At 53.9% G+C, this 23,603-nt stretch carries 25 protein-coding genes and 1 riboswitch; of the genes, 6 read left to right on the top strand and 19 right to left on the bottom strand.

Annotation, left to right across the window (positions count from 1 at the left end; translation table 11 throughout):
- Both D9A02_RS02425 and D9A02_RS02430 read left to right on the top strand, forming a co-directional pair.
- Positions 1-723: a type 1 glutamine amidotransferase gene (locus D9A02_RS02425; RefSeq protein WP_120499385.1), complete on the top strand. Its 723-nt coding sequence runs from the start codon at positions 1-3 to the stop codon at positions 721-723.
- A gap of 115 nt (positions 724-838) precedes the next feature.
- A complete protein-coding gene (locus D9A02_RS02430) occupies positions 839-1,183 on the top strand; it encodes an antibiotic biosynthesis monooxygenase (protein WP_120499386.1) in 345 nt (114 codons plus the stop codon).
- A 25-nt stretch (positions 1,184-1,208) separates the two neighbouring features.
- On the opposite strand, the gene D9A02_RS02435 is transcribed toward D9A02_RS02430, so the two are convergent.
- The 3 genes from D9A02_RS02435 to D9A02_RS02445 form a co-directional block, all read right to left on the bottom strand.
- Positions 1,209-1,850 carry a class I SAM-dependent methyltransferase gene (locus tag D9A02_RS02435; protein WP_120499387.1) on the bottom strand — a complete coding sequence of 214 codons (642 nt, stop codon included), beginning with the start codon at positions 1,848-1,850 and terminating at the stop codon, positions 1,209-1,211.
- Between the two features lie 104 nt (positions 1,851-1,954).
- On the bottom strand, positions 1,955-2,827 hold the full coding sequence (locus D9A02_RS02440) for a LysR substrate-binding domain-containing protein (RefSeq protein ID WP_120499388.1): 873 nt from the start codon (positions 2,825-2,827) through the stop codon (positions 1,955-1,957).
- A gap of 132 nt (positions 2,828-2,959) precedes the next feature.
- Complete coding sequence (locus D9A02_RS02445; RefSeq protein ID WP_120499389.1) at positions 2,960-3,322, bottom strand: EthD domain-containing protein; 363 nt, start codon at positions 3,320-3,322, stop codon at positions 2,960-2,962.
- A gap of 38 nt (positions 3,323-3,360) precedes the next feature.
- Here D9A02_RS02445 and D9A02_RS19115 point away from each other — a divergent pair, with 38 nt between their 5' ends.
- Positions 3,361-3,498, top strand: a complete 138-nt coding sequence (locus tag D9A02_RS19115) for a hypothetical protein (RefSeq protein WP_162932936.1) — start codon at positions 3,361-3,363, stop codon at positions 3,496-3,498.
- Positions 3,499-3,580: 82 nt separating this feature from the next.
- Here D9A02_RS19115 and D9A02_RS02450 read toward each other — a convergent pair whose 3' ends face one another.
- From D9A02_RS02450 to thiC, 16 genes are all read right to left on the bottom strand, one after another.
- Positions 3,581-4,642: an ImmA/IrrE family metallo-endopeptidase gene (locus D9A02_RS02450; protein WP_120499390.1), complete on the bottom strand. Its 1,062-nt coding sequence runs from the start codon at positions 4,640-4,642 to the stop codon at positions 3,581-3,583.
- Positions 4,642-5,268 carry a hypothetical protein gene (locus D9A02_RS02455; RefSeq protein WP_120499391.1) on the bottom strand — a complete coding sequence of 209 codons (627 nt, stop codon included), beginning with the start codon at positions 5,266-5,268 and terminating at the stop codon, positions 4,642-4,644. The genes D9A02_RS02450 and D9A02_RS02455 overlap by 1 nt, the downstream gene beginning before the upstream one ends.
- 190 nt (positions 5,269-5,458) lie before the next feature.
- Positions 5,459-6,391, bottom strand: a complete 933-nt coding sequence (locus D9A02_RS02460) for a glyoxylate/hydroxypyruvate reductase A (RefSeq protein WP_120499392.1) — start codon at positions 6,389-6,391, stop codon at positions 5,459-5,461.
- Between the two features lie 5 nt (positions 6,392-6,396).
- Positions 6,397-7,536 (bottom strand): rod shape-determining protein RodA, encoded by a 1,140-nt coding sequence (rodA, locus tag D9A02_RS02465; RefSeq protein WP_120499393.1) that lies wholly within the window; start codon positions 7,534-7,536, stop codon positions 6,397-6,399.
- Positions 7,533-9,476 carry a penicillin-binding protein 2 gene (mrdA, locus tag D9A02_RS02470; protein ID WP_120499394.1) on the bottom strand — a complete coding sequence of 648 codons (1,944 nt, stop codon included), beginning with the start codon at positions 9,474-9,476 and terminating at the stop codon, positions 7,533-7,535. Before mrdA ends, rodA begins: the two co-directional genes overlap by 4 nt.
- Positions 9,473-10,069, bottom strand: a complete 597-nt coding sequence (locus D9A02_RS02475) for a rod shape-determining protein MreD (protein ID WP_120499395.1) — start codon at positions 10,067-10,069, stop codon at positions 9,473-9,475. The genes mrdA and D9A02_RS02475 overlap by 4 nt, the downstream gene beginning before the upstream one ends.
- Positions 10,062-10,988 carry a rod shape-determining protein MreC gene (mreC, locus tag D9A02_RS02480; protein WP_120499396.1) on the bottom strand — a complete coding sequence of 309 codons (927 nt, stop codon included), beginning with the start codon at positions 10,986-10,988 and terminating at the stop codon, positions 10,062-10,064. The genes D9A02_RS02475 and mreC overlap by 8 nt, the downstream gene beginning before the upstream one ends.
- A 30-nt stretch (positions 10,989-11,018) precedes the next feature.
- Positions 11,019-12,065, bottom strand: a complete 1,047-nt coding sequence (locus tag D9A02_RS02485; protein WP_120499397.1) for a rod shape-determining protein — start codon at positions 12,063-12,065, stop codon at positions 11,019-11,021.
- Positions 12,066-12,356: 291 nt separating this feature from the next.
- The gene (locus D9A02_RS19120) at positions 12,357-12,497 is read right to left on the bottom strand and encodes a hypothetical protein (RefSeq protein ID WP_162932937.1); all 141 of its coding nucleotides are present in this window, start codon (positions 12,495-12,497) and stop codon (positions 12,357-12,359) included.
- A gap of 167 nt (positions 12,498-12,664) precedes the next feature.
- Entirely contained in the window at positions 12,665-13,402 is a 738-nt protein-coding gene (locus D9A02_RS02490) for a hydroxymethylpyrimidine/phosphomethylpyrimidine kinase (protein WP_120499398.1), read from the bottom strand.
- Entirely contained in the window at positions 13,402-14,361 is a 960-nt protein-coding gene (locus D9A02_RS02495) for a HesA/MoeB/ThiF family protein (protein ID WP_120499872.1), read from the bottom strand. Before D9A02_RS02495 ends, D9A02_RS02490 begins: the two co-directional genes overlap by 1 nt.
- On the bottom strand, positions 14,358-14,951 hold the full coding sequence (locus D9A02_RS02500) for a thiamine phosphate synthase (RefSeq protein ID WP_120499399.1): 594 nt from the start codon (positions 14,949-14,951) through the stop codon (positions 14,358-14,360). The genes D9A02_RS02495 and D9A02_RS02500 overlap by 4 nt, the downstream gene beginning before the upstream one ends.
- Positions 14,951-15,718, bottom strand: a complete 768-nt coding sequence (locus D9A02_RS02505; protein ID WP_120499400.1) for a thiazole synthase — start codon at positions 15,716-15,718, stop codon at positions 14,951-14,953. The genes D9A02_RS02500 and D9A02_RS02505 overlap by 1 nt, the downstream gene beginning before the upstream one ends.
- Before the next feature lies 1 nt (position 15,719).
- Positions 15,720-15,917 carry a sulfur carrier protein ThiS gene (gene thiS, locus D9A02_RS02510; RefSeq protein ID WP_120499401.1) on the bottom strand — a complete coding sequence of 66 codons (198 nt, stop codon included), beginning with the start codon at positions 15,915-15,917 and terminating at the stop codon, positions 15,720-15,722.
- Positions 15,886-16,866 (bottom strand): FAD-dependent oxidoreductase, encoded by a 981-nt coding sequence (locus D9A02_RS02515; protein WP_120499402.1) that lies wholly within the window; start codon positions 16,864-16,866, stop codon positions 15,886-15,888. Before D9A02_RS02515 ends, thiS begins: the two co-directional genes overlap by 32 nt.
- Positions 16,863-18,671 (bottom strand): phosphomethylpyrimidine synthase ThiC, encoded by a 1,809-nt coding sequence (gene thiC, locus D9A02_RS02520; RefSeq protein WP_120499403.1) that lies wholly within the window; start codon positions 18,669-18,671, stop codon positions 16,863-16,865. Before thiC ends, D9A02_RS02515 begins: the two co-directional genes overlap by 4 nt.
- A gap of 106 nt (positions 18,672-18,777) precedes the next feature.
- Positions 18,778-18,897: riboswitch (TPP riboswitch) on the bottom strand.
- A gap of 260 nt (positions 18,898-19,157) precedes the next feature.
- Here thiC and D9A02_RS02525 point away from each other — a divergent pair.
- The 3 genes from D9A02_RS02525 (at position 19,158) to pta (ending at position 23,527) form a co-directional block, all read left to right on the top strand.
- Positions 19,158-20,621, top strand: coding sequence for a PLP-dependent aminotransferase family protein (locus D9A02_RS02525; RefSeq protein ID WP_120499404.1), 1,464 nt, complete (start codon positions 19,158-19,160; stop codon positions 20,619-20,621).
- Positions 20,622-20,732: 111 nt separating this feature from the next.
- Complete coding sequence (gene xsc / locus D9A02_RS02530) at positions 20,733-22,508, top strand: sulfoacetaldehyde acetyltransferase (RefSeq protein ID WP_120499405.1); 1,776 nt, start codon at positions 20,733-20,735, stop codon at positions 22,506-22,508.
- A 20-nt stretch (positions 22,509-22,528) separates the two neighbouring features.
- A complete protein-coding gene (gene pta / locus D9A02_RS02535; protein ID WP_120499873.1) occupies positions 22,529-23,527 on the top strand; it encodes a phosphate acetyltransferase in 999 nt (332 codons plus the stop codon).
- Positions 23,528-23,603: the final 76 nt, after the last annotated feature.

Here is a 23,603-nt window from a genome sequence, read left to right on the forward strand (position 1 = left end):
ATGAAACTCCTTGTTTTTCAACATCTGTCTTGTGAGCATCCGGGATCTTTGCGCGACCTTTTGAAACGCAACGGCATTGAATGGGATGTGGTCGAATTGGACGAAGGTGGGGCAATTCCCGATCTAGAAGATTACGATGTTCTATGGGTGATGGGTGGTCCGATGGATGTATGGGATGTCGAAGAACATCCTTGGTTGATTGCAGAAAAGGCGGCCATCCGGCGGTGGGTGATCGAGATGGGTAAACCGTATCTTGGACTGTGTCTGGGCCATCAACTTTTGGCTGATGCGCTGGGTGGCACATGTGGCCCAATGCATCCGGCAGAAATCGGCGTCATGGAAGTTGAACTGACCGCCGAGGGGCGCGCAGATCCGTTGATGCAGGGTTTACCCGACAGGCAGAAGTGCCTGCAATGGCACGGTGTCCGGGTGGCGCAGCCCCCCGAAGGGGCCGTGATTTTGGCCAGCTCTCCGGCCTGTTCGGTACAGGCGATGCGCATCGGTCAAAATGTATGGTCAACCCAGTATCATATCGAGGTAGAGCCCGACACAGTGGACAACTGGGCCGCTATTCCTGCCTATCATGCGGCATTGGTTGAAACCTTAGGGGCGGGGGGCTTGGATGCGATGCGCGCGCAAGCCATAAAAACGATGCCGGATTTCCTGACAACCGCCGAGCAGGTTTTTGAAAACTTCATGGCTGAGGTCAAAAGACAAGCCTGAACTTGAAGTGACCTTAATGTGACCGTGCTCACCCCGTATCGCCTTGTGAAACTACGGGCAGAGGTGCACTCTTGAGGGACAACACATTCCAGCGCTTGCCAGAAGGACCGCCCGCATGATTGCCGTTATTTTCGAGGTCGAAATCGCCGCGGGTCAAAAACCGGCGTATCTGGATGTGGCAGCCGATTTGAAACCGCTTCTGGAGCAGGTCGATGGCTTTATCTCGGTTGAACGGTTTCAAAGCCTAAGCAACCCGGACAAATTGCTGTCCCTTTCCTTCTTTCGTGATGAGGACGCTGTGCAAAACTGGCGTAACCTGATGGCTCACCGTCAGGGGCAGACCAAGGGGCGCAATGGCATTTTCAGTAACTACCACCTACGCGTCGCGCAGGTGATCCGCGATTACGGCATGTTCGACCGCGAACAGGCCCCACAAGATAGTCAGGAACGGCACGGCTAATTCATGGGCGGTCTGATTTGTGCCTTTAATGGACATCCATCACCCAGATCTCACAATAAAATTCGGGCTCGGTTGTTGGCAACATTTGAAATGGTTCACCGCGGCTTATAACGGATACCTGCCCCTGCGCTTCGAGCTCCGACAGGATGTTTGCATAACCACATTCGACCCAGGCATCCGGTACAACTGCAAAGATGATCTGCCCTCCGGCCCGGACAATTCTGGCAAACTCGCGCAAGCTGGCGCAGGGCATCTGTGTCGTGGTTCCACAGGTGATGACACAGTCGATTGATCCCGCCTCAAATTCGGTCGGTCGGCTCAAATCACATTTGTGAACATCTTGATAAACCTGCTTTTGGCGCGCGATTTCGAGCATCCCTTCTGAATAATCGACAGCGATCAACCTTTGAAAACCTGCCTCTTTCAGGGTTTGCCCAACGAGGCCGGTACCCGCACCTGCATCCATAATGAGCATATTCTTGTCCAACACTTGGGCGGCAACCTTGGTGGCCTCCCAAGGGACTAGATAATCGTCATAGGACCCAACATCGCTGTCATAGTCTTGCGCCCAAAGATCGTAACGCCGGCGCATTTCTGCGTTGGTTTCTGCACGTATGACCCAATCAACACGCCCGGCTTTGGTGTCTGGCAATTCGTTCTTGCTCATAAATTTCTTCCCGTTATGCGCATTGCGCCCAACAGAAAAACTGAGCGACCATTCAGCCTAACCCAAGTGGTACAAGCGAGCAAATTTTGCTGTTCAGCGAAAATTTAATCGTGTTGCAATATCCAATCGGTAAACGCCGTGACGCTATCGTGTTTGTGCCTTTGCGGCGGAATGGCCAGAAAATACCCGTAGCTTTCCAGCCCCACCTCTGACAGGCGGACCAATTTCCCATCGTGGATCTCCTGCGCAACCAGATCATCGTTCAGCGCAATACCTTGCCCGTCGATCACCGCCTGCACCCGCACATTCGGATCCGGAATGATCAGTGCATCCTTGCGGGTTTGCGGTTCTAACCCCGCGATATTCAACCAGTCCGACCAGGCATTGCTGTCATCGTGATCACGCAACAGCGTCAGCTCGCTCATGGCCTCAACCCACCCTGACTGCTGAATTTTTTCGGCGGCCTCCGGGTTGCCCACGGGCCAGGCCGGGCAGGGCATGAAGGGCTTGATCTCAACATCGTCCCACATGCCATCCCCCCAGCGGATCGCCAGATCAACCCCCTGCGCCTTGAGATCAAACAGCCGGGTCATCGGTTGAATGCGCAGCTGAATGTCGGGATGCGCCTGCATGAAACCCATCAATCTGGGCGACAGCCAGCGCGAGGCAAAGTAAGTGGAAACCCCAACCGTCAACATGGGCACATCGGGGCTGCGAAACACCTCAAGCGCGGTTTCAACCCCCTCATAATGCACACGGCAAGTGCGCAACAATGACTGACCTTCATTCGTCAACACCACGCCGCGCGGTTTGCGTTCAAACAGCGCCACGCGCAGGTCACTTTCCAGCGTTTTAACCTGATAGCTGATCGCGCCTTTGGTCATGTTCAACGCCTCAGCCGCATCTGAGAAACTGGAAAACCGGGCGATCTCCATGAACAGGCGCAGACTGTCGTGATGTTTGAAGAATTGGGTCATGCTCAGCCGTATAAAAAATTTGAACAATATTTACAGAGAAATATTTACAGGGAAATATTTACCCGGAAACGTGACCACTGTGTAGGGGGTGTTATGGAGGGGGCCACGCCTGATCCAGTACTGCGATGTCGCCTAAAGCGCGTGCTCTTGCACAATGAATGCCGAGGATTGCTCGTGATCGATGAAATTCGCCTCATCTTGCAAAAGCGCTGCGCTCAGCTCCTGCATCTCAGCTGAGCCCATCGCCTCTATCAAATCATCCTCAGAGGTAAACCAAACCTCTGCCACCCCATCAAATTCCGGCTGCATATTGCGTGAACTCTTCATCGCATCATTCAACGGGCTGTCGATGGTATGGCTTTGAACATACCGTTTAGAGCGCATAACACCCGCGTTTTCCTGAAAGAACGGGCCATGCTTGTTCAGCCAATAATCCTGAAACTCCGCCCGGCTAATATCTGCCCGCCGGCGCAAACACATAATCAATTTTATCATCAGAAATGTCCTTTATCGTATCAAAAGAGACCGTAACTATGGCAGGAATTGCCGATGCAGGAAATACAGATGCAGAAGAGCTTGGCGAGGCCGATCACCGGCTCGACACAAGGGCAGCGCCCGACCTGGAGGGCGTTCAATACCCTAACCAGATTGCAATCTTCTCCACACATTGAAAACGTCCCAATGTGTCTTGCCGCTGCCCGGGCAAGCCGGGGGCAGGCCTTTAGCTAGTTGATATTACAGTTCCTGTTACCGCTATTTTACCACCATCAATTGTGTCGCTATGACTTTGGACCGTTCTTGAGATAATCTAAATATCAGCGCTTCAATTTCTTCCAAAGGGATGCCCAAATCATCAGCAATGTCAGATTTCGTTAGGCGCTTCGACCATAGAGCTGCCAGCACCTTTGCAAGAACGGTTGATGTTTCCCGTTGGATGCCATCCGGTTCACCACTACGATATCCTCGCTTCCCAAGTTCAATGCATAGAGACCGGTAATTCCATTCACTTATGTACTTCAAGCTATGAAGGCGATAAGCCAGCGCCATTGCAGAGATGTTCCATCGCTTTTTGGCAGCGATAATTTGGCCTGCGGTGAATATGTGGGCATAATCCATTAGATCATTTTCAGGCATGAGAAAAGCCGATGCAAATTTGTCTGCTTGAGTTTCAGCTTCTTTGTCTGTCTTGGCACCTGCATGATGATGTAACACCAAATGGCCCAGCTCATGTGCCGTATCGAAGATAGATCGCTCCGCTGTCTTTTCTTGGTTCAAGAAAACATAGGGATGGTCCCCGCGCCAAAAGGAATATGCATCTACATTCTTTGTCGCCTCTGAAAGTGATAGGACGCGGACGCCCTTTGCTTCTATCAATTTCAATACATTGCCAATTGGCCTATCGCCCAGATGCCAGTGTTGACGCAGTAAACGGGCAGCAACTTCGGGACGTCTTCTCTCTTTGCTTAGGTCAATCAGATCAGCTTGCGGCAAGTTGAAACGCGCGTCTATCCATTCATACAGCTCGATACCCAAAGCTCCGGCGGCGAGTGCGGCACGGCGTTCTTTAGCTTTCATTCGCGCAAGACTACGAAAGCTGACAGTATCAGCTTCAATCATCTCGGGGTCTTCGAAAAAGAAGAAGTTGCGAGGATAGCCGAGTACATTTGCCAAACGATCTATAGTCGCTTCTTCAGGTTCATATCCATTCTCATATTTGGACAAAGTGACAGCAGATACGCCAACTAGCTCAGCGAGTCCCTTACTGGATAGCAACCGCCTTTCGCGAGCTATCTTCAAACGTGCAGAATTGAACATTATACTTCTTTGAATGAGACGCTGATGTCAAAGTCGTCAATTGGGCTTTTGTCTGTATCGGGCTCTACTTCCCAGTCGGTTTCTGGGCTGTGGACAAAGATGCGCTCTAACCAATCAATATATTTTCCTTTTGAAATTACTGGACACGAAAGTTCGATGCTGCCGTCCTGACCCACCATGACATAGTAGGTGAGAATACCATCTTGCTTGACACCTGTCAGGGGCCCTGCTTCTACGCCAGCGTTTACAAAAAGATCAGGTCCGGAAAGGCTGGCAGCCCCGCTACCTTTATCGGAGCGTGGGATAGGTGCCATGTCTACACAACACTTATCGACATTTTGAAAACCAATACGAGTGGTTCGGTTGCGATTAACTACAGCTTCGATTCCACAGGTGCGGTCAGGAATGTAGTCGGAGCCAACTGTTTGTTGACGGAGTTCTCCGACACCGTGAATGTACGAAAGCATTCCAGCTGCGTTCAGTGGCATCGATGGGCTTGCGTCATCTGCATAAGCACGGGCGGTCTTTCCAATTTCAATAAGCTGCTCCCGCGTAATTCCAAAATCAGCAAGCCGGTTTTCTATATCTACGAGTGCAGATACAATAACGGTGTTGAATGTTGGCATGACACGATCCCTTTAATATTTCAAACATCATACGATGTAGGGAATGTTAAAGGCAAGGTGAATTTTGATCTTTGGGGCCACTATCGCCTTGAATTGCTTCCGCAAAGGTTTCCGTTGAGAAATGCCATCCTCCAATTTGCGTACATAACCCGCGTACAGGCTGTACAGGTTGTACGCAAATTGAACTGGCTCAGTATCCCTCTGTGCGGTCCACCAGATGCAGGAAAGGTTTTCCCATTTCCCCCCGCTGGATGTTTTCCGCGATCACCTGTGCCGCTGTCACGGGGCGGGTTTCTGATGCGATATGCGGCGTCACAGTGACCTTTGGATGCGCCCAGTAAGGGTGATCAGTGGGCAGGGGTTCGATCCGAAAGACATCTAATGTGGCATGTCCGACTTTGCCCGTATCCAGCGCTTTCAGCAGGGCTTGATCATCGATCAGCGGCCCGCGGCCCGGGTTGATCAGGCACACGCCGTCTTTCATCTGGGCAAGACGTTCGCTGTTGATCAGGTTCTCGGTGTTTCCTGTAAGTGGCAGTAATAAAACAATAATATCAGAATTATTCAGGGCCTGTGATAACCCGTCATTGCTGTGCAAACAGGTGATGCCCTCAACCTCTTTTGCGGTCCGGCTCCAGCCCGTGACGGGAAATCCAAGCCCTGCCAGTGCCTGCCCGCAAGCCGTGCCAAGTGCCCCCAACCCAAGTATCGTGACCTGTCTGTCCTGCGCCAGCGGTGGCACATAGTCACGCCATTCGCCGTCTTGTCCCAATACATGCAGGTCGGTGTTCAGGTGGTGGCGCAGCACATGCCCGGTGACCCATTCGATCATGCCTTGCGTCAGACCATGGTCTACCATTCGGGCCAAAGGTTGAGTTAGCGTTTGATTTACAACGATTTTTTCCACACCAGCCCAGAGGCTCAGCACCGCTTTGCAATTTTTATACGGTGTGAAATCGTTCATATCCCCATTGGGTGCATAGACGATATAATCCACCTGTTCGGGTGGAATGTCCGTTGCCAGATTTACATCTAAGCCTTTGCCTTTAAACGCTTTATTCAGGGGTTCTTGATAGGTTTCCCAACGCTCAGGACGGGCAGAAAACAGGACATTGATCGGCATAAAGGCTACCTTGGTTTATGGACATGTGCGCTTTGCACCAGACCAAATCCCAGCATCAAGATCAACATCGCAGACCCGCCATAGCTGACCATCGGCAACGGCACACCCACAACTGGCGCCAGCCCCATAACCATCGCCATGTTTACCACGAAGAACAGGAAAAATGTAATCGCAACGCCAAAGGTCAGAAGGGATGAGTACCGGTTTTTGTTGCTCATCGCGGTGGCAAAACAAAAGACGATGATCAGAACGTAAAGCCCGAGTAGTGAGAATCCACCAATGAATCCAAACTCTTCTGCCAGCGTGGTGAAGATGAAGTCGGTATGTTTTTCCGGTAAAAAATTCAGCCTGGATTGCGTGCCTTGCATAAACCCTTTGCCGGTCCAACCGCCTGAGCCAAGTGCAATTTTAGACTGAGATATATGGTATCCGGTGCCCAATGGGTCCGTTGACGGGTCAAGAAATGTATCAATGCGTTTGTACTGATAGTCCTTCAACAACTGCCAATCTGTGCCGCGGCTGGAAAAGACTGCCTTGACCAATCCGACAACTGCGGCAAACACGGCTGCAAAGTACCCCCAATGCACGCCAGCCACAAACATCACAAGACCGCCCCCAGACAGTAGCAAAATGGAGGTTCCCAAGTCAGGTTGGCGCAGAACCAAAGCAACGGGCAGAAGAATGATGACGATCGGGATGATAATCCATATCGGGCGTGAAATACGTTTGAGGGGCAGCCAGTCGTAATAGGCCGCGAGCAACATGATTAACGTGATTTTCATCAACTCAGATGGTTGCAGGCGCATGAATCCAAGGTCTATCCAGCGCTGCGCGCCCTTGCTTTCGACCCCGACCAGATCCACCGCCACCAGCAGCAGAATCGAAACAATATAAGCCACAATTGACATGTGGCGCCAAAACCAGATTGGTACCATCGCTACGATCAACATGGCGATAAATCCCACGATGTACCTTTTGATCTGCGGTTCAGCCCAGGGGGAAAACGAGCCACCCGCAACCGAATACAACATCAAAAATCCAACCGAAGCGACTGCAGTCAGCAAAATTGCCAGAGGCCAGTTCAGATATAAGATCTTGCTGGCCCCACTGGGCGTGATTTTGACCGTATTTTCGAGATAACTCATGCCCGGTTATTTCTCTTGCCAGAGCGGTCCGGGCGTTTCTTGCGGAATTCTTCTTGCTGGGTTTCGATGTTTCCCCGGTCTTTTGCCGGATATGCATCTAGCGGCGGGTCGCCATCATAAAGCGCTTGCAAAGTGATATCGCGCGCAATTGGTGCGGCCGCTTTGGAGCCGCCACCACCGTGCTCAACCACAACGGCAACTGCCACTTTGGGGTTGTCGTAGGGGGCAAAGTTGACAAACAGGGCATGATCGCGGCGTTCCCATGGTAGATCACTGTTCCGGCGTACTCCGGCCGCCCGTTCAGCAGCGGAAATGTTACGCACCTGACTGGTGCCAGTTTTCCCAGCCATCCGAAGTGTTTCCTCGATGATCCGGCTGCGATAAGCCGTGCCGCGACGACTGTTCGATACCGCGTACATAGCTTCACGCACCTGATTAAGGAATCGAGGATTGAGCCCTAGTGATTCACCGGGGCGCGCAGGTTGTTCAACGCCGTCGATCGATTTGATCAACCGCGGCTCAACCGAGCGGCCAGTGGCCAACCGGGCGGTCATCACGGCCAGTTGCAGTGGTGACGCCAGCACAAATCCCTGCCCGATTGAGGCATTCACACTATCCCCAACCTGCCAAGCTTCGTCTTTGTTGATACGTTTCCATTCCTTTGTTGGTGCCAACCCTTTGGCCACACTGGTCATTGGCAAATCGTGCACCGTACCAAGCCCCAGAAGGCGTGCCATTTCACTGATTTTCTCAATGCCGGTGCGTCTCGCCATTTCGTAATAGTAGACATCGCAACTTTCGCGTAGCGAGCGGTGCAGATCCACATTGCCATGACCTCCGCGTTTCCAACAATGGAAGCGGCGGCCACTGACGGACAGATGCCCTGGGCAATAGACTGTATCACCCGGGTTTGCATTGCCACTTTCCAACGCGGCCAGAGCAGTAACCATTTTGAAGGTGGAGCCAGGGGGATAAACACCTTGAACCGCTTTGTTCGGCAATGGCCGGTATTTGTTGTCGAGCAGAGCCTTGTAGTTTTTCCCGGAAATGCCGCGCACAAAGAGGTTGGGGTCATAGCTGGGGGCTGAAACCGATGCGAGAAGATCGCCGGTTTCGCAATCGATTACCACGGCGGCAGCACTTTGGCCTTCAAGTCGGGCATTAACATAGGCTTGCAGCTGGTCGTTTATTGTAACCTGTATGTCGGCACCGGCCTGCCCTTCGACCCGCTCTAGTTCACGCATAACACGCCCGGCAGCATTCACCTCGACCCGTTTGTTGCCAGCCTTTCCGCGCAGGGTATCTTCACGCTTGGCCTCAAGACCGATTTTCCCGATCTGAAAACGTGGGATAAGCAACAGCGCATCCGGTGCATCAATGGTTTCCAGATCACGCTCGTTCACCGGCCCGACGTAACCGATAACATGTGCATAATCTTGCCCAGTTGGATAATGACGTGATAGACCAACCTCTGGCACAATGCCGGGTAGGGCCGGGGTGTTGACGGCTACCCGGCTGACATCCTCCCAGCTGACCCGCTCGGCCACCGTGACGGGCGTATCGCCGCGCAATTTCTTGAGGTCTTTTAACGCACGATCCAGCTCGTCAGGGTCCAGCTCGACCAGCCGGGCCAGACGTTCAATGACGGCTTCGACATCGCCGGCATCTTCACGGATCATGGTGATCCGATAACTGGGGGCATTTTCGGCAATGATCGCTCCCTTGCGGTCATAGATCCGCCCACGCGATGGCGGGATCAGACGAAGGTTGATGCGGTTTTCATCTGCCAGCAGCCGAAACTCATCCGCTTGGTCCACCTGCATATACCGCATGCGCCCTGCCAGAACGCCTGCCAGGCCCAATTGCGCGCTACCTAAGATCAACCCACGTCGGGTAATGATCCGCTGGCTGGCTTCGTTGTCTTTTGGGGGGCGTTTCATACCCCACCTCCTATGGCGTTGATATCTTTGGTCGAGGCTTTGCGTACCCCAAAGATAACCTGTGAAATGAAAACGACCAGAGGGTAGGCCACAATTGTCATGACCACCTGCATGAGGTGCAGGCCCAAAGGCACTTGATCGCTCAACATCACACCTAAGACAAGACGTTGTGCAAGTGCCACACCGGCAATGATGAAGGCGGCGTTAAACCATTCATTTGGAAAGGTTTGAGTGCGAAAGGATGCGGTTTTATTACGCTGAATCTCGCAAGCAAGCAAAACGATCAATGTCATCAACCCTGGTGGTTGCTGAAACAACAGATCCGCCAGCAAAAAGACAAATGCGATCAATAAAGGGGGTACATAGCTGGGACGCCTGCGAACCCAGGCAATGGTAAATGCCAGCATCAGATCAGGCCCGGCCCATCTGGCTGGGCGCAAAAATTGCGCATCAAGCAGATCGCTGGTGTCATTTGCCACGTCACGAAATGCCGTCGTATCCAGTGGAAGTAAATGTAAAAAGATCAACACAAAGCACAGCACCAGATAAAGCAGGCGCTTCATCCAGACCTTCTGCGGTGCATAATCAATCATTTTCCGCCTCTGTTTCGGCAGACGCCTCATCCGGTGTAACTGCGTCACCATCGTTCAGGCTATCCGGGGCGATCAGACGACCCGGATCTTCGATTTTTTCCCGGCCAAAGTCACGCAAGACACGCAGGAATTCCAACCGGCCATAGTCGGCCAGAAGCCGCGCGCGCAGCCGCCCGTTTGGATCCTCTGCAATCTGACCAACCAGCAGATCAGTTGGGAAAACTTCGCCATCTCCAGAGGTCATGATACGGTCGCCGGGGCGTACCTGATCAGGACTTTCAATAAATTCGACCAAGGGCGCCAGAGTATTGTCTCCAATCAATAGGGCACGCTGGCCAGAGGGTTGAATGACGACCGGAATCCGGCTGGAGGTATCGGTTAGCAAAATCACCCGTGCGGTGTTGTTGCCCACACCAGAGATGCGACCAACCAGCCCTAGCCCATCCATCGCAGCCCAGCCATCTACAATTCCGTCTTTAGCACCAACGTTGATCAATACGGATTGCCGGAAAGGTGAACCACTGTCCGCGATCACCACACCCGTGATGTAAGTCAGGCGCGAATCGAGCTGTACATTGTTCAAATCCAATAGACGGGCATTGACTTGTTCCAACTGCAGCGCGGCCTCTTTCCAGGCTTTCATCTGCTGCAATTCTTGACGCAATTCTTGGTTCTGTTGATAGATGCGCTGATAGCTTTCAAAGTCGCGGATAATATTGATAAAGCCAGTTACTGGCGCCATGGCCCAGTCAAAGCTTGGCATTACATTATCAACGACCTGAGCCCGAAAACGTTCGACCCGTGGGCTGTCAATCCGCCACACCAGAAACAGTCCCAACAGAAACAGCATCAAGATACCTATCAGCAGCCGCCGAAGCGGGCCGGAATATGTACTGCTGTGTGATCGATCCTTCGCCAACTGTGCCCCCTTTGGTCAAAGGGTGCGTAGTCAGCTGTCGTAGTCAATCGCGTGACGAAGCTGTTTTTCGAACTCTAAAGCTTTGCCGGTGCCAAGTGCCACACAGTTAAGGCTATCATCGGCAATCGAGACGGCAAGACCGGTCTGTTCGCGTAATGCCAAATCAAGGTCCCCCAGCAGAGCGCCTCCACCTGTCAGCATGACCCCACGGTCAACAATATCAGCGGCCAGATCTGGTGGCGTGGCTTCCAATGCGGTCATCACTGCCTCGCAGATCTGCTGTACCGGTTCGGCCAGAGCCTCGGCGATTTGTGCTTGCGAGATTTCGATCTCTTTGGGAACGCCATTCAGCAGATCACGGCCACGAACCTGCATTGAGCTTCCACGACCATCATCCGGCATACGGGCGGTCCCGATCGAGGTTTTGATGCGCTCTGCCGTGGCTTCGCCGACCAGAAGGTTTTGTTGGCGGCGCAGGTAACTGATGACAGCTTCGTCCATGCGGTCACCACCAACACGGACAGAACGGGCATAAACAATATCACCCAATGACAGAACCGCCACTTCTGTGGTGCCCCCGCCGATGTCGACGACCATATTGCCAGTTGGGTCGGTGATCGGCATGCCCGCACCGATAGCGGCGGCGATAGGTTCTGCTATCAAACCGGCGCGGCCGGCACCGGCGGACAGAACAGATTGTCGAATGGCCCGTTTTTCAACCGGGGTCGCGCCATGAGGAACACAAACGATGATCTTGGGTTTTCCAACAATCCGGCGCTGGTGCACTTTGCGAATGAACTCTTTGATCATCGCCTCGGCGGTGTCGAAATCGGCAATCACACCTTCACGCATAGGGCGGATCGCTTCAATGCTTCCGGGGGTCCGGCCCAACATCAGTTTCGCATCTTCGCCAACCGCCAGCACTTTTTTCTGACCATCTTTGACATGGTAAGCAACTACAGAGGGTTCACTCAGGATCACGCCGCGACCTTTGACGTAAACCAGCGTATTGGCTGTCCCTAGATCGATGGCCATGTCTGACGAAAACAAACCGGGGATTCTTGAAAAAATCGACATATGCGTATGCGTCCTGTCCGGAAACGAATTTTTGGGTTGGCGGCACTAGGCCATAGCTTGCGTTCTTATAAGCATCTGAAGCGAAGTGTGAAAGGGTCAGATTCGCATCAAATCAGCATCAATTCGCCGTTTTGAAAGCAAAAAGCGCGTGCTGGACGCACGCGCTTTTAATTTTTTAACAAATCATCGGATCAGGATCTTTGATCGTAATCCAAAAAACAATGCATGTCTGAGAAGCGTGCAGACCGCTGAACCACTTTCACAAGAGGTCTTGGCCTGCGCGAGCTGATATTACTCAGCTACGACTTCGTTGCCGTATTTGTCAAACACTGGTTCTGGTGTGACAACTACAACTTCTTCTTCTTGCTGAGCACAACCTGCCAGAACGGCAAAGCAAACACCCAGTGCGAGCATGATAGGTTTACGCGACATAGTATTCTCCCTCTAATGCGACTGATTAGTCGAATTGGCGCAGAAACATGTTTTCGCATCTTGCAGCGAATTTCAATACCTTACATGAAAATACAGCAAAAATGCGCAAAGGGATGGTGCATAATTGTTTGGTTGTAACCGTGGAGTGGACAGGTTGTCACTTCCGCTTAGGCTTGTGAAATCCACTTTCTGGTCTGGATAACAGCGCGTTCACAAGCCGAGTATAGCGTTACCCCGTTGGCTAAATGGCACGCGATCGACGTGGAAAGAGTGCAGCCTGTTCCGCGTCTACCTTTGGCGAAACGTGGTGCGCAAAAGCTGTGTGTTTCGGCACCGTTACGGAGAATGTCACAACAGTTTTCCCCGCTGTCATGCCCCCCTTTGAGCAAAACAGCAGGGCCCCCTTCAGCATATAGAGCCTGAGCGAGCTCTGCCGGAGCGTTGGTTTGCGGCAAGAGTGATTCGCCCAGAAGGTGTTTGGCTTCGGGCAGGTTGGGGGTGATCAGCGATGAAATACTGAAAAGCTTATGCTTCAGTGCTTTAATGCCACTCTCAGTCAAAAGTTCATGACCTGAGGATGTGGCGATGACCGGGTCGACAACAATGGGGCAGCTTAGGTTTGCAAGCAGGCGGGCGATGATTTCGACAGTTTCTGCTGTTCCCATCATGCCGATCTTGACCGAATCAGGGGGTGCTTGCTCAAGCACTGCGGTCAATTGCTGTTCAATGATCTCGGGTGGGATCATGTGAACAGCACTGACTTTTGCATCTGTTTGCGCGGTGACCGCGGTGACGACGGCACGGGCAGACAGGCCCATGTCGTGTGCGACGGCGAGATCGCGTTGCAACCCGGCCCGCGCATTACAGTCGCTGCCAGCGATAATCAGGACGGATTTATCTGCCATCACATCGCGACTTCGGCCATCAGGGCAATATTGCTATAACCGGCTTTTTGCAGCGTTGTTGCCGCCCTCCAAGCGCGCAATCCGGTCTTGCACCCCAGAACAATCCGTCGATTAGGGGCAAAATCGTGAGTAGTGAGACTTTTAAACTCCAGGCGATTCGAATTTTTGTGAATTGCTTTGGGGGCTTCTTGCTTGCTGCGCAACTCGATCACTTGATCGGTCGCGGTTAGTTGATTGTCGGACACGAAGGGAAACAAAGTATCGGGTTCAGATGCGGTGGCAAAGCTGAAACCGCCTGTGGTGAACTTTTGTAAATCCATGGTGATCATTGTGCCCAAAGCCGGGCGATCAGGGTCACTTAATGTGCTGACAGCCATCTGCGCCTGCAGCGTACCGATCACCCCAACGACCGGGCCCAGTACACCTGCCGTACTGCAATTGGCCGCGCTTTCGGGCAGGTCAGAGAAGACTGCGCGCAGGCTCGGAACTTTGCCGCAATAGCCGCCGACATATCCGGTTTGTCCCAGAACCGAGGCGCTGATCAGTGGTTTGCTTAGTTGCAGGCAGTGATCCGACAGGATGTAGGATACAGCAAAGCTGTCAGCCGCATCGATCACCAGATCGGCTTGCGCAACCAATGTACCAGCATTGGCAGGTGTCAATCGGCTCACGATGTCGGTGATTTGCACCGCCGGGTTGAGGGCTTGCAATTGCTGGCGCGCGGCATGAGCCTTGAGCGCACCGACATCCTCCATACGATAGAGTGTCTGACGATGTAGGTTACTCTCTTCCACGCGATCTGGATCCAGCAGCGTGATATGACCAATTCCCGCAGCGACCAGATAGGGCAGGGCAGCACAACCAAGCCCACCAGCGCCAACAACCAGCATATGTGCATGCGACAGCCGCGCCTGTCCCAGCGCCCCAATCACCATTTCTTGTCGATCATAACGGTTCATAATGCGCAGGCCATGATCCATTCCCGGGTGCGGGCCTCGGGATCGTCCGAAAGCTGGATGTCGGTCACAACTGCGGCGCTGTCTGCGCCCGCAGCAAACACGCCGGGCAGACGTTCGGGTGTCAATCCGCCAATGGCCACCAGCGGTGTTGCGCCCGCAATCTGCTTCCACCGGGTGACACGTTCCAGCCCTTGTGGACCCCACTTCATTTTCTTCAGCAAGGTTGGATAAACCGGGCCAAGTGCAACATAAGCCGGATCCTGTGACAGGGCGCGTTCCAGCTCAGTTTCGTCATGGGTCGAGAGACCAAACTGCACCCCTGCCTGACGCAGGGCTTTGAAATCAGCAGCTTCCATGTCCTCTTGCCCCAGATGGACAAAGTTGCAACTCAGATCGAGGGCGATTTCCCAGTAATCATTGACCACCAACTGTGCGCCATGCACCGCGCAAAAGTCGCGGGCACGCGCGATTTGGCGGCGGACTTCGGCCTCTGGTTGGTCTTTGAGGCGTAGTTGCGCCAGCTTGGCACCCTGCGGTACCAGCAATTCAAGTCGGCCGACATGGCCCGTGATCAGGTAAAAACGTTCCATCATGCGAGCTCCGCTATGCCAAGGATCGGGGTTGAGGGCGCCGCCATATCGCGGGGCTCTATCGGGTCGGCGCAATATCCACTGCGCCCGGCATCAATGGCCTGCGCCATGGCCTGTGCCATCCGCACTGGATCACCTGCTTTGGCCACCGCAGTGTTCAATAATACCGCATCCATGCCCAACTCCATCGCCCGACACGCATCAGAGGGGCGTCCGATACCCGCATCCACAATCAGCGGTACCTTGGGGAAATGCGCCCGCATGGATCGCAGTGCATCCGGCGTGCGCAGCCCTTGACCAGATCCGATCGGTGCGCCCCAAGGCATCAGTACTTCACATCCGGCTTCAAGCAGTTTTTCCCCGACAATCAGATCATCCGTGGTGTAGGGAAAGACTTTGAAACCGTCAGTACACAGAACGCGTGCGGCTTCGACCAGCCCAAAGACATCGGGTTGCAACGTGTCGGCATGGCCGATGACTTCAAGCTTGATCCAATCGGTGCCAAACAGCTCGCGCGCCATGTGGGCTGTGGTTACGGCTTCTTGTGTCGAATGGCAGCCAGCCGTGTTTGGCAGAATGCGACAACCGGTATCGCGCAGCGTATTCCAAAACCCGGCCCCCGACCCATCGGCCGTCTCACGGCGCAGCGATACAGTAATGATCTGCGTCCCGCTTGCTCGAATTGCGTCGTTTAATATCGCGGGCGACGGGTACTGCGCTGTGCCCAGCAATAGAGGCGAGGTGACTTCAGTGTCGTAAAAAAACATCTCAACCTCCCTGCATCGGGGCGAGAATTTCGATGCGGTCACCCTCGCTCAACAGAGTAGAGGCGCGGGCGGCATTGGCGATGAACACACCGTTTAACGCAGTAGCGATAGCTGGGCTGGAATAGCCAAGTTCAGGCAAAACCTGATCCAGTGTTTGGCCAGATACATTATGCGGTTGCGCATTGACGATGATGTGCATTGGAATCCTCCGATGTCGTGTGGTGAGCCAGCCGGTCTGCCACTGTTGCAGCCATGGCTGGGGCAAGTAAAAAGCCGTGGCGATAAAGCCCATTGAGATACAGCGTGTTGTTCTGTTCGATCAGCTGCGGGAGGTTATCCGGGAAAGCCGGGCGCAGGCCCGCGCCAAGTTCAACAACACTGGCCTCAGCAAACGCTGGATGCAGGGTGTAGGCCGCATTCAGAAGCTCCGTGAGCGAGCGCAAGGTCGGCGGGCGCGTTGAGGAGCTTTCGATCATTGTACCGCCGATCATATAATGACTGTCTCCACGCGGCACGAGATACAGCGGCATGCGTGGATGCAGCAGACGGATGGTCCGGCTGATCGTAACCTCCGGGCAGCGCAGAATGGCCATTTCTCCACGTACAGGGCGCAGGTCCAGCAAGTTGGCTGCCATGCCAGTGCAATCCAGATCCACCTGTGCCGGAGCTGGAGTATCAAAGTGGATGATCCCCCCCATATACTGCACTCTTTTGGCCAGATCCCGTAATGCCTGACGGGGATCCAAATGCGCCTCCTGCCCAAAGAACAACCCGTTTTGGAACTGCCCGGCAAGCGCCGGTTCCATGGTTGAAACCTCGGTTTTGCAAACACTGCGATAGCCTGTGGTACGCAGCGCAAAGCGGGCCAATTCCCTCTGGTCCCGGGGCGCGGCAAGAACCAATGTACCATTGCGCGTCACCTTTGTAATTTGCGCCCACCAGCCTGCGGCACGCGTACCGAGTGTGATGACATCCTCCTCGGCACTTTCACGTTCACACCATGGCGCGAGCATGCCCCCGGCAAAGCGTGCCACGCTGTCTGATCCGGGCGCATCACCCAAATCAAACAGCGTGACTGCAATGCCGCGTTTGGACAGCTCATAAGCGCAGGCGAGGCCAGCCAGCCCCGCCCCGGCGATGGTGATCATTCCGCGTCTTCCGGTTCTTCCCGCGCGGGCACGTACAGCTCGCCGCCTTCACGGAATTTGGCTGCCATCGCCTCCATGCCTTCTTTTTGCGCCTCAGCCCGGATGTCGTGGGAAATCCGCATAGAGCAGAACTTCGGCCCACACATCGAACAGAAATGCGCCACTTTGTGTGCTTCTTTAGGCAAGGTTTGATCATGGAATTCACGGGCGGTGTCTGGATCCAATGACAGGTTGAACTGATCCTCCCAACGGAATTCGAACCGTGCGCGACTTAACGCATCATCACGCCGCTGCGCGCCCGGCAGACCCTTGGCCAGATCGGCGGCATGCGCAGCGATTTTATAGGTGATTACCCCGGTTTTCACATCGTCCCGATCTGGCAACCCAAGATGCTCTTTAGGCGTCACGTAACACAACATCGCGCAGCCAAACCAACCGATCATCGCCGCACCAATACCGCTGGTGATATGGTCATATCCCGGCGCAATGTCCGTGGTGAGAGGCCCAAGCGTGTAGAACGGTGCTTCGTCACAGCACTCTAGCTGCTTGTCCATGTTTTCTTTGATCTTGTGCATGGCCACGTGACCCGGCCCCTCGATCATCACCTGACAATCTTTGGCCCAAGCGATTTTTGTCAGCTCACCCAGTGTTTCCAGCTCCGCAAACTGCGCCTCATCATTGGCGTCAGCAAGCGATCCAGGACGCAGGCCATCGCCAAGGCTGAAAGAGACATCATACTTGCGACAGATGTCGCAGATCTCGTCAAAGTGCTCATACAGGAATGATTCCTTATGATGATGCAGGCACCACTTTGCCATGATCGACCCACCGCGCGAAACGATGCCTGTCACTCGGTTCACGGTCATTGGCACCATATGCAGGCGCACCCCGGCATGGATGGTGAAGTAATCCACGCCTTGCTCGGCCTGTTCAATCAACGTGTCACGGAACACCTCCCACGTCAGGTCCTCGGCAATGCCGTTCACCTTTTCCAGCGCCTGATACATCGGCACAGTTCCGATTGGCACTGGGCTGTTACGGATGATCCATTCGCGGGTGTTGTGGATGTTGCGGCCGGTGCTCAGGTCCATCACCGTGTCAGCGCCCCAGCGGATCGACCAGACCAGTTTGTCGACCTCTTCCTCCATCGACGAGGTCACAGCCGAAGTGCCCATGTTAGCGTTGATCTTGACCAAGAAATTCCGCCCGATGATCATCGGCTCAGATTCCGGATGATTGATGTTGGCCGGGATAATGGCGCGGCCAGCAGAGACTTCATCGCGGACAAATTCTGGCGTGACGTAGTCGGGGATGTTCGCGCCCCAATCATGGCCATCACGGACCTCGGGTGTTGTGTCCCGCAGCTGGTTTTCGCGGATGGCGATGAACTCCATTTCCGGCGTCACGATACCAGCCCGCGCATAGGCCAATTGCGTCACCGCTTTGCCGTCTTTGGCGCGCAACGGACGTGGCTTGACCGGGAACTCTGGCGTCAGGCGCTCGCCCTGAACAAAGCCATTGTCAGCTGCGGTGATCTCGCGACCATCATAGTCTTCAACATCGCCGCGTGCCTCAATCCAGCTGCGGCGCAGGGCGGGTAGGCCTTCGCGAATATCGGTTAGGATGTTGGGGTCTGTATATGGTCCCGAGCTGTCGTAAACCGGCAGCGGGGGCTCTCCTGCAGTGGGGTGCACGGAAATTTCGCGCATTGGCACGCGAATATCTTTGTGCAAGCTGCCTTCGACATAAATCTTACGGGATGCGGGCAATTCACCCGTAGTGATTTTGGGGTTGGGGACGTTCATTGTGGTGCTCCTCAAGCGTACAACTCAAAAAGACACCAGATGAATTTTGGCTAGGGAAACAGAAAGGGAAAGCCCCCTTCTTATTCAGACAACACGCCCCTCAGGTGCGATGTGTATCCATGCTTCCTACGCCAGTATCAACTGGGTCAGGTTCAAAGGGTCGCATCGCTGGCATAATGCCGTGTCAGCCTCTCAGTCCCCTGTCGGGACCCCCCTGCGTAGGCTCAGGTCTAGGGGGAAGGATAAATTAGGTCAAGTGAATCTATTTCAGAAAGTTTGATATGAGGGTAATATATGAGATCATTTTTGTTGGGTGAGTATGAAGTTCACGGCCCGGGGAATTGTACAACTCACCTTGTTTCATTGGTTTTTTCTTGAGCGTAGAAAGTGTTTTTTCTGAGGGAGTGGCCCGTGCGGGTTCACAAGATGATAAAAACTGTGTAAGTCCAAATGAGATGATAAATAAGTCCAAAATAGAATGGCACGATGGCAATCTCGATAGAAACCTTTTTTCTGGACCCCGATGCGCGTGGCACCTTGCAGGCGCAGATACAGCAAATGATTGCCGAGGGGATTCTATCGGGCCGCCTGCGCAAAGGTGAAAAACTTCCGTCGTCGCGTAAGCTGGCATCACATCTGGGCGTTAGCCGTATCACGGTCACGTTGGCCTATACCGAATTGCTGGCGAATGATTATCTTGAGGCGCGCGACCGGTCGGGATATTTCGTGTCCTGTAACGCGCCAGAGCCATCAACTTTGGTGGCACGTCACCCAAAGCAAGACAAAGTCGACTGGACCCGCGCGATTGGACACCGGTTCACGGGTGGCGCCACACCGGTCAAACCGCAGGACTGGTCGCAATATAAGTATCCCTTTGTCTATGGTCAGGCAGATCCGGCACTGTTTGATCATACCAATTGGCGGCATTGTGCTTTGCAGGCGCTGGGGCAAAAGGATTTTCGTGCGCTGACGGCAGATTATTATGATCAGGATGATCCGCGGCTGCTTGAATTCATCATGCGACATACCTTGCCCCGTCGCGGAATTCTGGCTGAACCGGATGAGATCTTGGTCACGATGGGTGCACAAAATGCGCTTTGGCTGACGGCGCAGGTTTTGCTGACGCAACGCCGCACGGCTGTGATCGAAAATCCTTGTTATCACGCTCTACGCGATATCTTGATGCAATCACGCTGCCACCTTGCCGAGATTAACGTAGATGAGGGTGGCTTGCCGCCTGATCAATTGCCCGAACAGGCCGATGTGATCTTTACCACACCGAGCCATCAATCCCCCACAAATGCAACAATGCCATTGGAACGCCGAAAGGATCTGCTGGCTAAAGCGGCAGATATGGAGGCGCTGATTGTTGAAGACGACTACGAGTTTGAAATCTCTTTCCTACGTTCGCCTTTACCCGCTTTGAAATCACTCGATACTGATGGGCGTGTGGTTTATATCGGCAGTTTTTCCAAGTCCATCTTCCCAGGTCTGCGTCTGGGTTATATTGTAGGGTCCAAACCGTTTATTCGCGAAGCGCGGGCGTTGCGCGCCAGCGTGCTTCGCCACCCACCGGGACACATTCAGCGCACGGCGGCTTATTTTCTGTCAATGGGTCACTATGACAGCCTTATTCGCAAGATGGGGCAGGTCTTTACCGAGCGTCGCAAGGTGATGGAGGCCGCACTGGCCGATCACGGCCTTAGAATCGGAGGGCAGGGAGAGTTTGGCGGCTCTTCAATCTGGATGCGTGCACCGGATCATGTCGATACTCAAAAACTGGATCTCTTGTTGCGCGAAAAAGGCGTTTTGATCGAGCCGGGTCATTCCTTTTTTGGTGGCGAAGAGCCTGTCAAAAACTATTATCGACTGGCTTATTCGTCGATTTCGGCCAGCCGGATTCCAGAAGGGATTTCCAGACTGGCCTCAGTCTTGGACGATTACTCATAACTGGCTTTATTCGGAATTTAATCTGGCCCTATTCCCGGGCGTCTCTGCACCGTAGTTTCGCGTTAATCATTCGGACCCCACCCGGTCCCTTTCCATTTCAGGAGACACCCCATGAAAATGACCACCGAAGAAGCATTTGTAAAAACACTGCAAATGCATGGAATCCAACACGCCTTTGGCATTATCGGTTCTGCAATGATGCCGATTTCGGACATCTTTGACGAAGCCGGAATCACCTTCTGGGACTGTGCGCATGAGGGTTCAGGTGGCATGATGGCGGACGGTTACACCCGTGCCACTGGTAAAATGTCGATGATGATCGCGCAAAACGGTCCAGGTATCACAAACTTCGTGACTGCCGTTAAAACTGCTTACTGGAACCACACGCCACTGCTGCTGGTGACGCCACAGGCTGCAAACAAGACCATGGGTCAGGGTGGTTTCCAGGAAATGGAACAGATGCGCATGTTTGCTGACTGCGTCTGCTACCAAGAAGAAGTTCGCGACCCAACTCGTATGGCCGAAGTTCTGAGCCGCGTTATCATGAACGCCAAGCGCGCTTCTGCCCCTGCACAAATCAACGTTCCACGTGATTACTTCACTCAAATCGTTGACATTGATCTGCCAGCGGTTGTTGAATTCGAACTGCCATCCGGTGGTGCCACAGCCGTTTCCGAAGCCGCAGCTTTGCTGTCAGACGCGAAAAACCCTGTCATCCTGAATGGTGCCGGTACCGTTCTGTCAAATGGCGGCATCGCAGCTTCCAAAGCACTGGCCGAGCGTCTGGACGCCCCAGTTTGTGTTGGCTACCAGCATAACGACGCCTTCCCAGGTTCGCACCCATTGTTTGCGGGTCCTCTGGGTTACAACGGCTCCAAAGCCGGCATGGAACTGATCAAAGAAGCAGATGTTGTTCTCTGCCTTGGTACCCGTCTGAACCCATTCTCCACTCTGCCGGGTTACGGCATGGATTACTGGCCGACAGATGCGAAAATCATTCAGGTTGATATCAACCCAAGCCGCATTGGTCTGACCAAGAAGGTATCAGTGGGTATTGTTGGTGACGCGGCAACCGTTGCAACCAACATTCTGGCACAGCTTTCCGACAGCGCTGGCGACGAAGGTCGTGACGCACGCAAAGCAAACATCGCTGAGAAAAAATCACGTTGGGCGCAAGAACTGACATCGATGGATCACGAGCAAGACGATCCGGGCACAACCTGGAACGAGCGTGCACGAGCAGACAAGCCAGAGTGGCTGTCACCACGCAAAGCATGGCGTGCCATTCAATCAGCCCTGCCAAAAGACGCGATCATCTCGTCTGACATCGGCAACAACTGCGCCATCGGTAACGCCTATCCATCATTCGAAGAAGGCCGCAAATATCTGGCACCTGGTCTGTTTGGTCCTTGTGGTTACGGCTTGCCATCGGTTGTTGGCGCAAAAATCGGCTGCCCAGACGTGCCTGTTGTTGGTTTCTCCGGCGACGGCGCATTTGGTATCGCCGTGACCGAGCTGACCGCGATTGGCCGCGAAGAATGGCCTGCCGTCACACAGGTTGTTTTCCGTAACTATCAGTGGGGTGCTGAAAAGCGTAACTCTACTCTGTGGTTCGACGACAACTTCGTCGGCACCGAGCTGGACACGCAAGTGTCTTACGCTGGTATCGCCAACGCATGTGGTCTGAAAGGCGTCATCGCCCGCACCATGGACGAGCTGACCGATGCGCTGGCACAGGCTTGCGAAGATCAGAAAAACGGTATCACCACCCTGATTGAAGCGATGATCAACCAAGAATTGGGCGAGCCATTCCGCCGCGACGCCATGAAGAACCCTGTCAAAGTTGCCGGGATCGACAAGGCCGACATGCGCGAACAGCAAGTCTAAGAGTAGGGATGTTGGACGGTATGACACTTCGCCCGGTTGAACTTCTACAATCGCTGGCCTCTGTCAGCCGCCCAACCATCGCACTCAGCGAAGGCAGTGATCCCCGCATTGTTGCGGGGGCGCTTGCCGCCATTTCAGCAGATATTGCTGACATCATACTGGTCGGTCCCAAGGCCGACATCCAAGCCGAGCTTGAGGCGCAAAATGCGCCTGATAGTTCGCACCTTTCAATTCATGATCCCGCCACATCTCATCTGACGGCAGACTTTGCCGCCGCGTTCCATGAGTTGCGCAAGCATAAAGGCGTGGACGAGGCCAAAGCGCACTCGGCTGTTATGAACCCCGTGACCTATGCCGCCATGCTGGTGCGTCTGGGCCATGCCACTGGCACCGTTGGTGGCGCGGTCAACACCACATCAGACATCGTGCGCGCCGCGATTCAGGTGATCGGCAAGGCCCCTGATGCGGCGATGGTGTCTTCGTTCTTCTTGATGTATCCGCCGGCTGATGACGGCCGAACCATGCTTTATTCAGACTGTGGTTTGGTGATTGACCCAAGTTCCGAGGAACTGGTCGCCATTGCAGAAGCATCCGCAAAATCCTGCCAGTCGCTCCTGCGGCAAGAGCCAAAGATCGCCATGCTGTCGTTTTCGACCAAGGGCAGTGCCAAACATGCTGCCGTGTCCAAGGTTGAAACCGCGACACAAACCCTGCGCGACAACCGCCCTGACCTGAACGTTGATGGTGAACTGCAGTTTGACGCCGCTTTTGTCCCCTCGGTAGGCGAGAAAAAAAGCCCCGGCTCGAATGTGGCAGGACAGGCCAACGTCATGATCTTCCCCAATCTCGATGCAGGTAACATTGGCTATAAAATCACCCAGCGTTTGGGTGGATACGCAGCCATCGGGCCCATCATGCAAGGGCTGGATAAACCCGCCAACGACCTTTCGCGCGGCTGTGTCGCCGAGGATGTTACCCAAATGATCGCCGTAACTGCATTGCAGGCACTGGCAGACTGAAACAAAGGCAGCAGTTCCTCGGCCCTGCTGAGAGACGCCACCCATATTGAGTAAAGGACGAAGCGCAATATGGCGT

Origin of the sequence: Roseovarius sp. EL26, from assembly GCF_900327775.1 — a bacterium.
Classification (GTDB): Bacteria; Pseudomonadota; Alphaproteobacteria; order Rhodobacterales; family Rhodobacteraceae; genus Roseovarius.

Excerpts from the sequence above, each read along its gene's own strand:
- D9A02_RS02495 (WP_120499872.1), bottom strand. The coding sequence starts at position 14,361 with ATGAACCGTTATGATCGACAAGAAATGGTGATTGGGGCGCTGGGACAG.
- thiC (WP_120499403.1), bottom strand. The coding sequence starts at position 18,671 with ATGAACGTCCCCAACCCCAAAATCACTACGGGTGAATTGCCCGCATCC.
- D9A02_RS02485 (WP_120499397.1), bottom strand. The coding sequence starts at position 12,065 with ATGTCGATTTTTTCAAGAATCCCCGGTTTGTTTTCGTCAGACATGGCC.
- D9A02_RS19115 (WP_162932936.1), top strand. The coding sequence starts at position 3,361 with ATGGCAGGAATTGCCGATGCAGGAAATACAGATGCAGAAGAGCTTGGC.
- pta (WP_120499873.1), top strand. The coding sequence starts at position 22,529 with ATGACACTTCGCCCGGTTGAACTTCTACAATCGCTGGCCTCTGTCAGC.
- D9A02_RS02425 (WP_120499385.1), top strand. The coding sequence starts at position 1 with ATGAAACTCCTTGTTTTTCAACATCTGTCTTGTGAGCATCCGGGATCT.
- D9A02_RS02515 (WP_120499402.1), bottom strand. The coding sequence starts at position 16,866 with ATGATCACCATCGCCGGGGCGGGGCTGGCTGGCCTCGCCTGCGCTTAT.
- D9A02_RS02525 (WP_120499404.1), top strand. The coding sequence starts at position 19,158 with ATGGCAATCTCGATAGAAACCTTTTTTCTGGACCCCGATGCGCGTGGC.
- D9A02_RS02460 (WP_120499392.1), bottom strand. The coding sequence starts at position 6,391 with ATGCCGATCAATGTCCTGTTTTCTGCCCGTCCTGAGCGTTGGGAAACC.
- D9A02_RS02430 (WP_120499386.1), top strand. The coding sequence starts at position 839 with ATGATTGCCGTTATTTTCGAGGTCGAAATCGCCGCGGGTCAAAAACCG.
- D9A02_RS02450 (WP_120499390.1), bottom strand. The coding sequence starts at position 4,642 with ATGTTCAATTCTGCACGTTTGAAGATAGCTCGCGAAAGGCGGTTGCTA.
- rodA (WP_120499393.1), bottom strand. The coding sequence starts at position 7,536 with ATGAGTTATCTCGAAAATACGGTCAAAATCACGCCCAGTGGGGCCAGC.
- D9A02_RS02490 (WP_120499398.1), bottom strand. The coding sequence starts at position 13,402 with ATGGCAGATAAATCCGTCCTGATTATCGCTGGCAGCGACTGTAATGCG.
- D9A02_RS02500 (WP_120499399.1), bottom strand. The coding sequence starts at position 14,951 with ATGGAACGTTTTTACCTGATCACGGGCCATGTCGGCCGACTTGAATTG.
- D9A02_RS02440 (WP_120499388.1), bottom strand. The coding sequence starts at position 2,827 with ATGACCCAATTCTTCAAACATCACGACAGTCTGCGCCTGTTCATGGAG.
- mrdA (WP_120499394.1), bottom strand. The coding sequence starts at position 9,476 with ATGAAACGCCCCCCAAAAGACAACGAAGCCAGCCAGCGGATCATTACC.
- D9A02_RS02435 (WP_120499387.1), bottom strand. The coding sequence starts at position 1,850 with ATGAGCAAGAACGAATTGCCAGACACCAAAGCCGGGCGTGTTGATTGG.
- D9A02_RS02445 (WP_120499389.1), bottom strand. The coding sequence starts at position 3,322 with ATGATAAAATTGATTATGTGTTTGCGCCGGCGGGCAGATATTAGCCGG.
- D9A02_RS02475 (WP_120499395.1), bottom strand. The coding sequence starts at position 10,069 with ATGATTGATTATGCACCGCAGAAGGTCTGGATGAAGCGCCTGCTTTAT.
- xsc (WP_120499405.1), top strand. The coding sequence starts at position 20,733 with ATGAAAATGACCACCGAAGAAGCATTTGTAAAAACACTGCAAATGCAT.
- thiS (WP_120499401.1), bottom strand. The coding sequence starts at position 15,917 with ATGCACATCATCGTCAATGCGCAACCGCATAATGTATCTGGCCAAACA.
- D9A02_RS02455 (WP_120499391.1), bottom strand. The coding sequence starts at position 5,268 with ATGCCAACATTCAACACCGTTATTGTATCTGCACTCGTAGATATAGAA.
- D9A02_RS19120 (WP_162932937.1), bottom strand. The coding sequence starts at position 12,497 with ATGTCGCGTAAACCTATCATGCTCGCACTGGGTGTTTGCTTTGCCGTT.
- D9A02_RS02505 (WP_120499400.1), bottom strand. The coding sequence starts at position 15,718 with ATGTTTTTTTACGACACTGAAGTCACCTCGCCTCTATTGCTGGGCACA.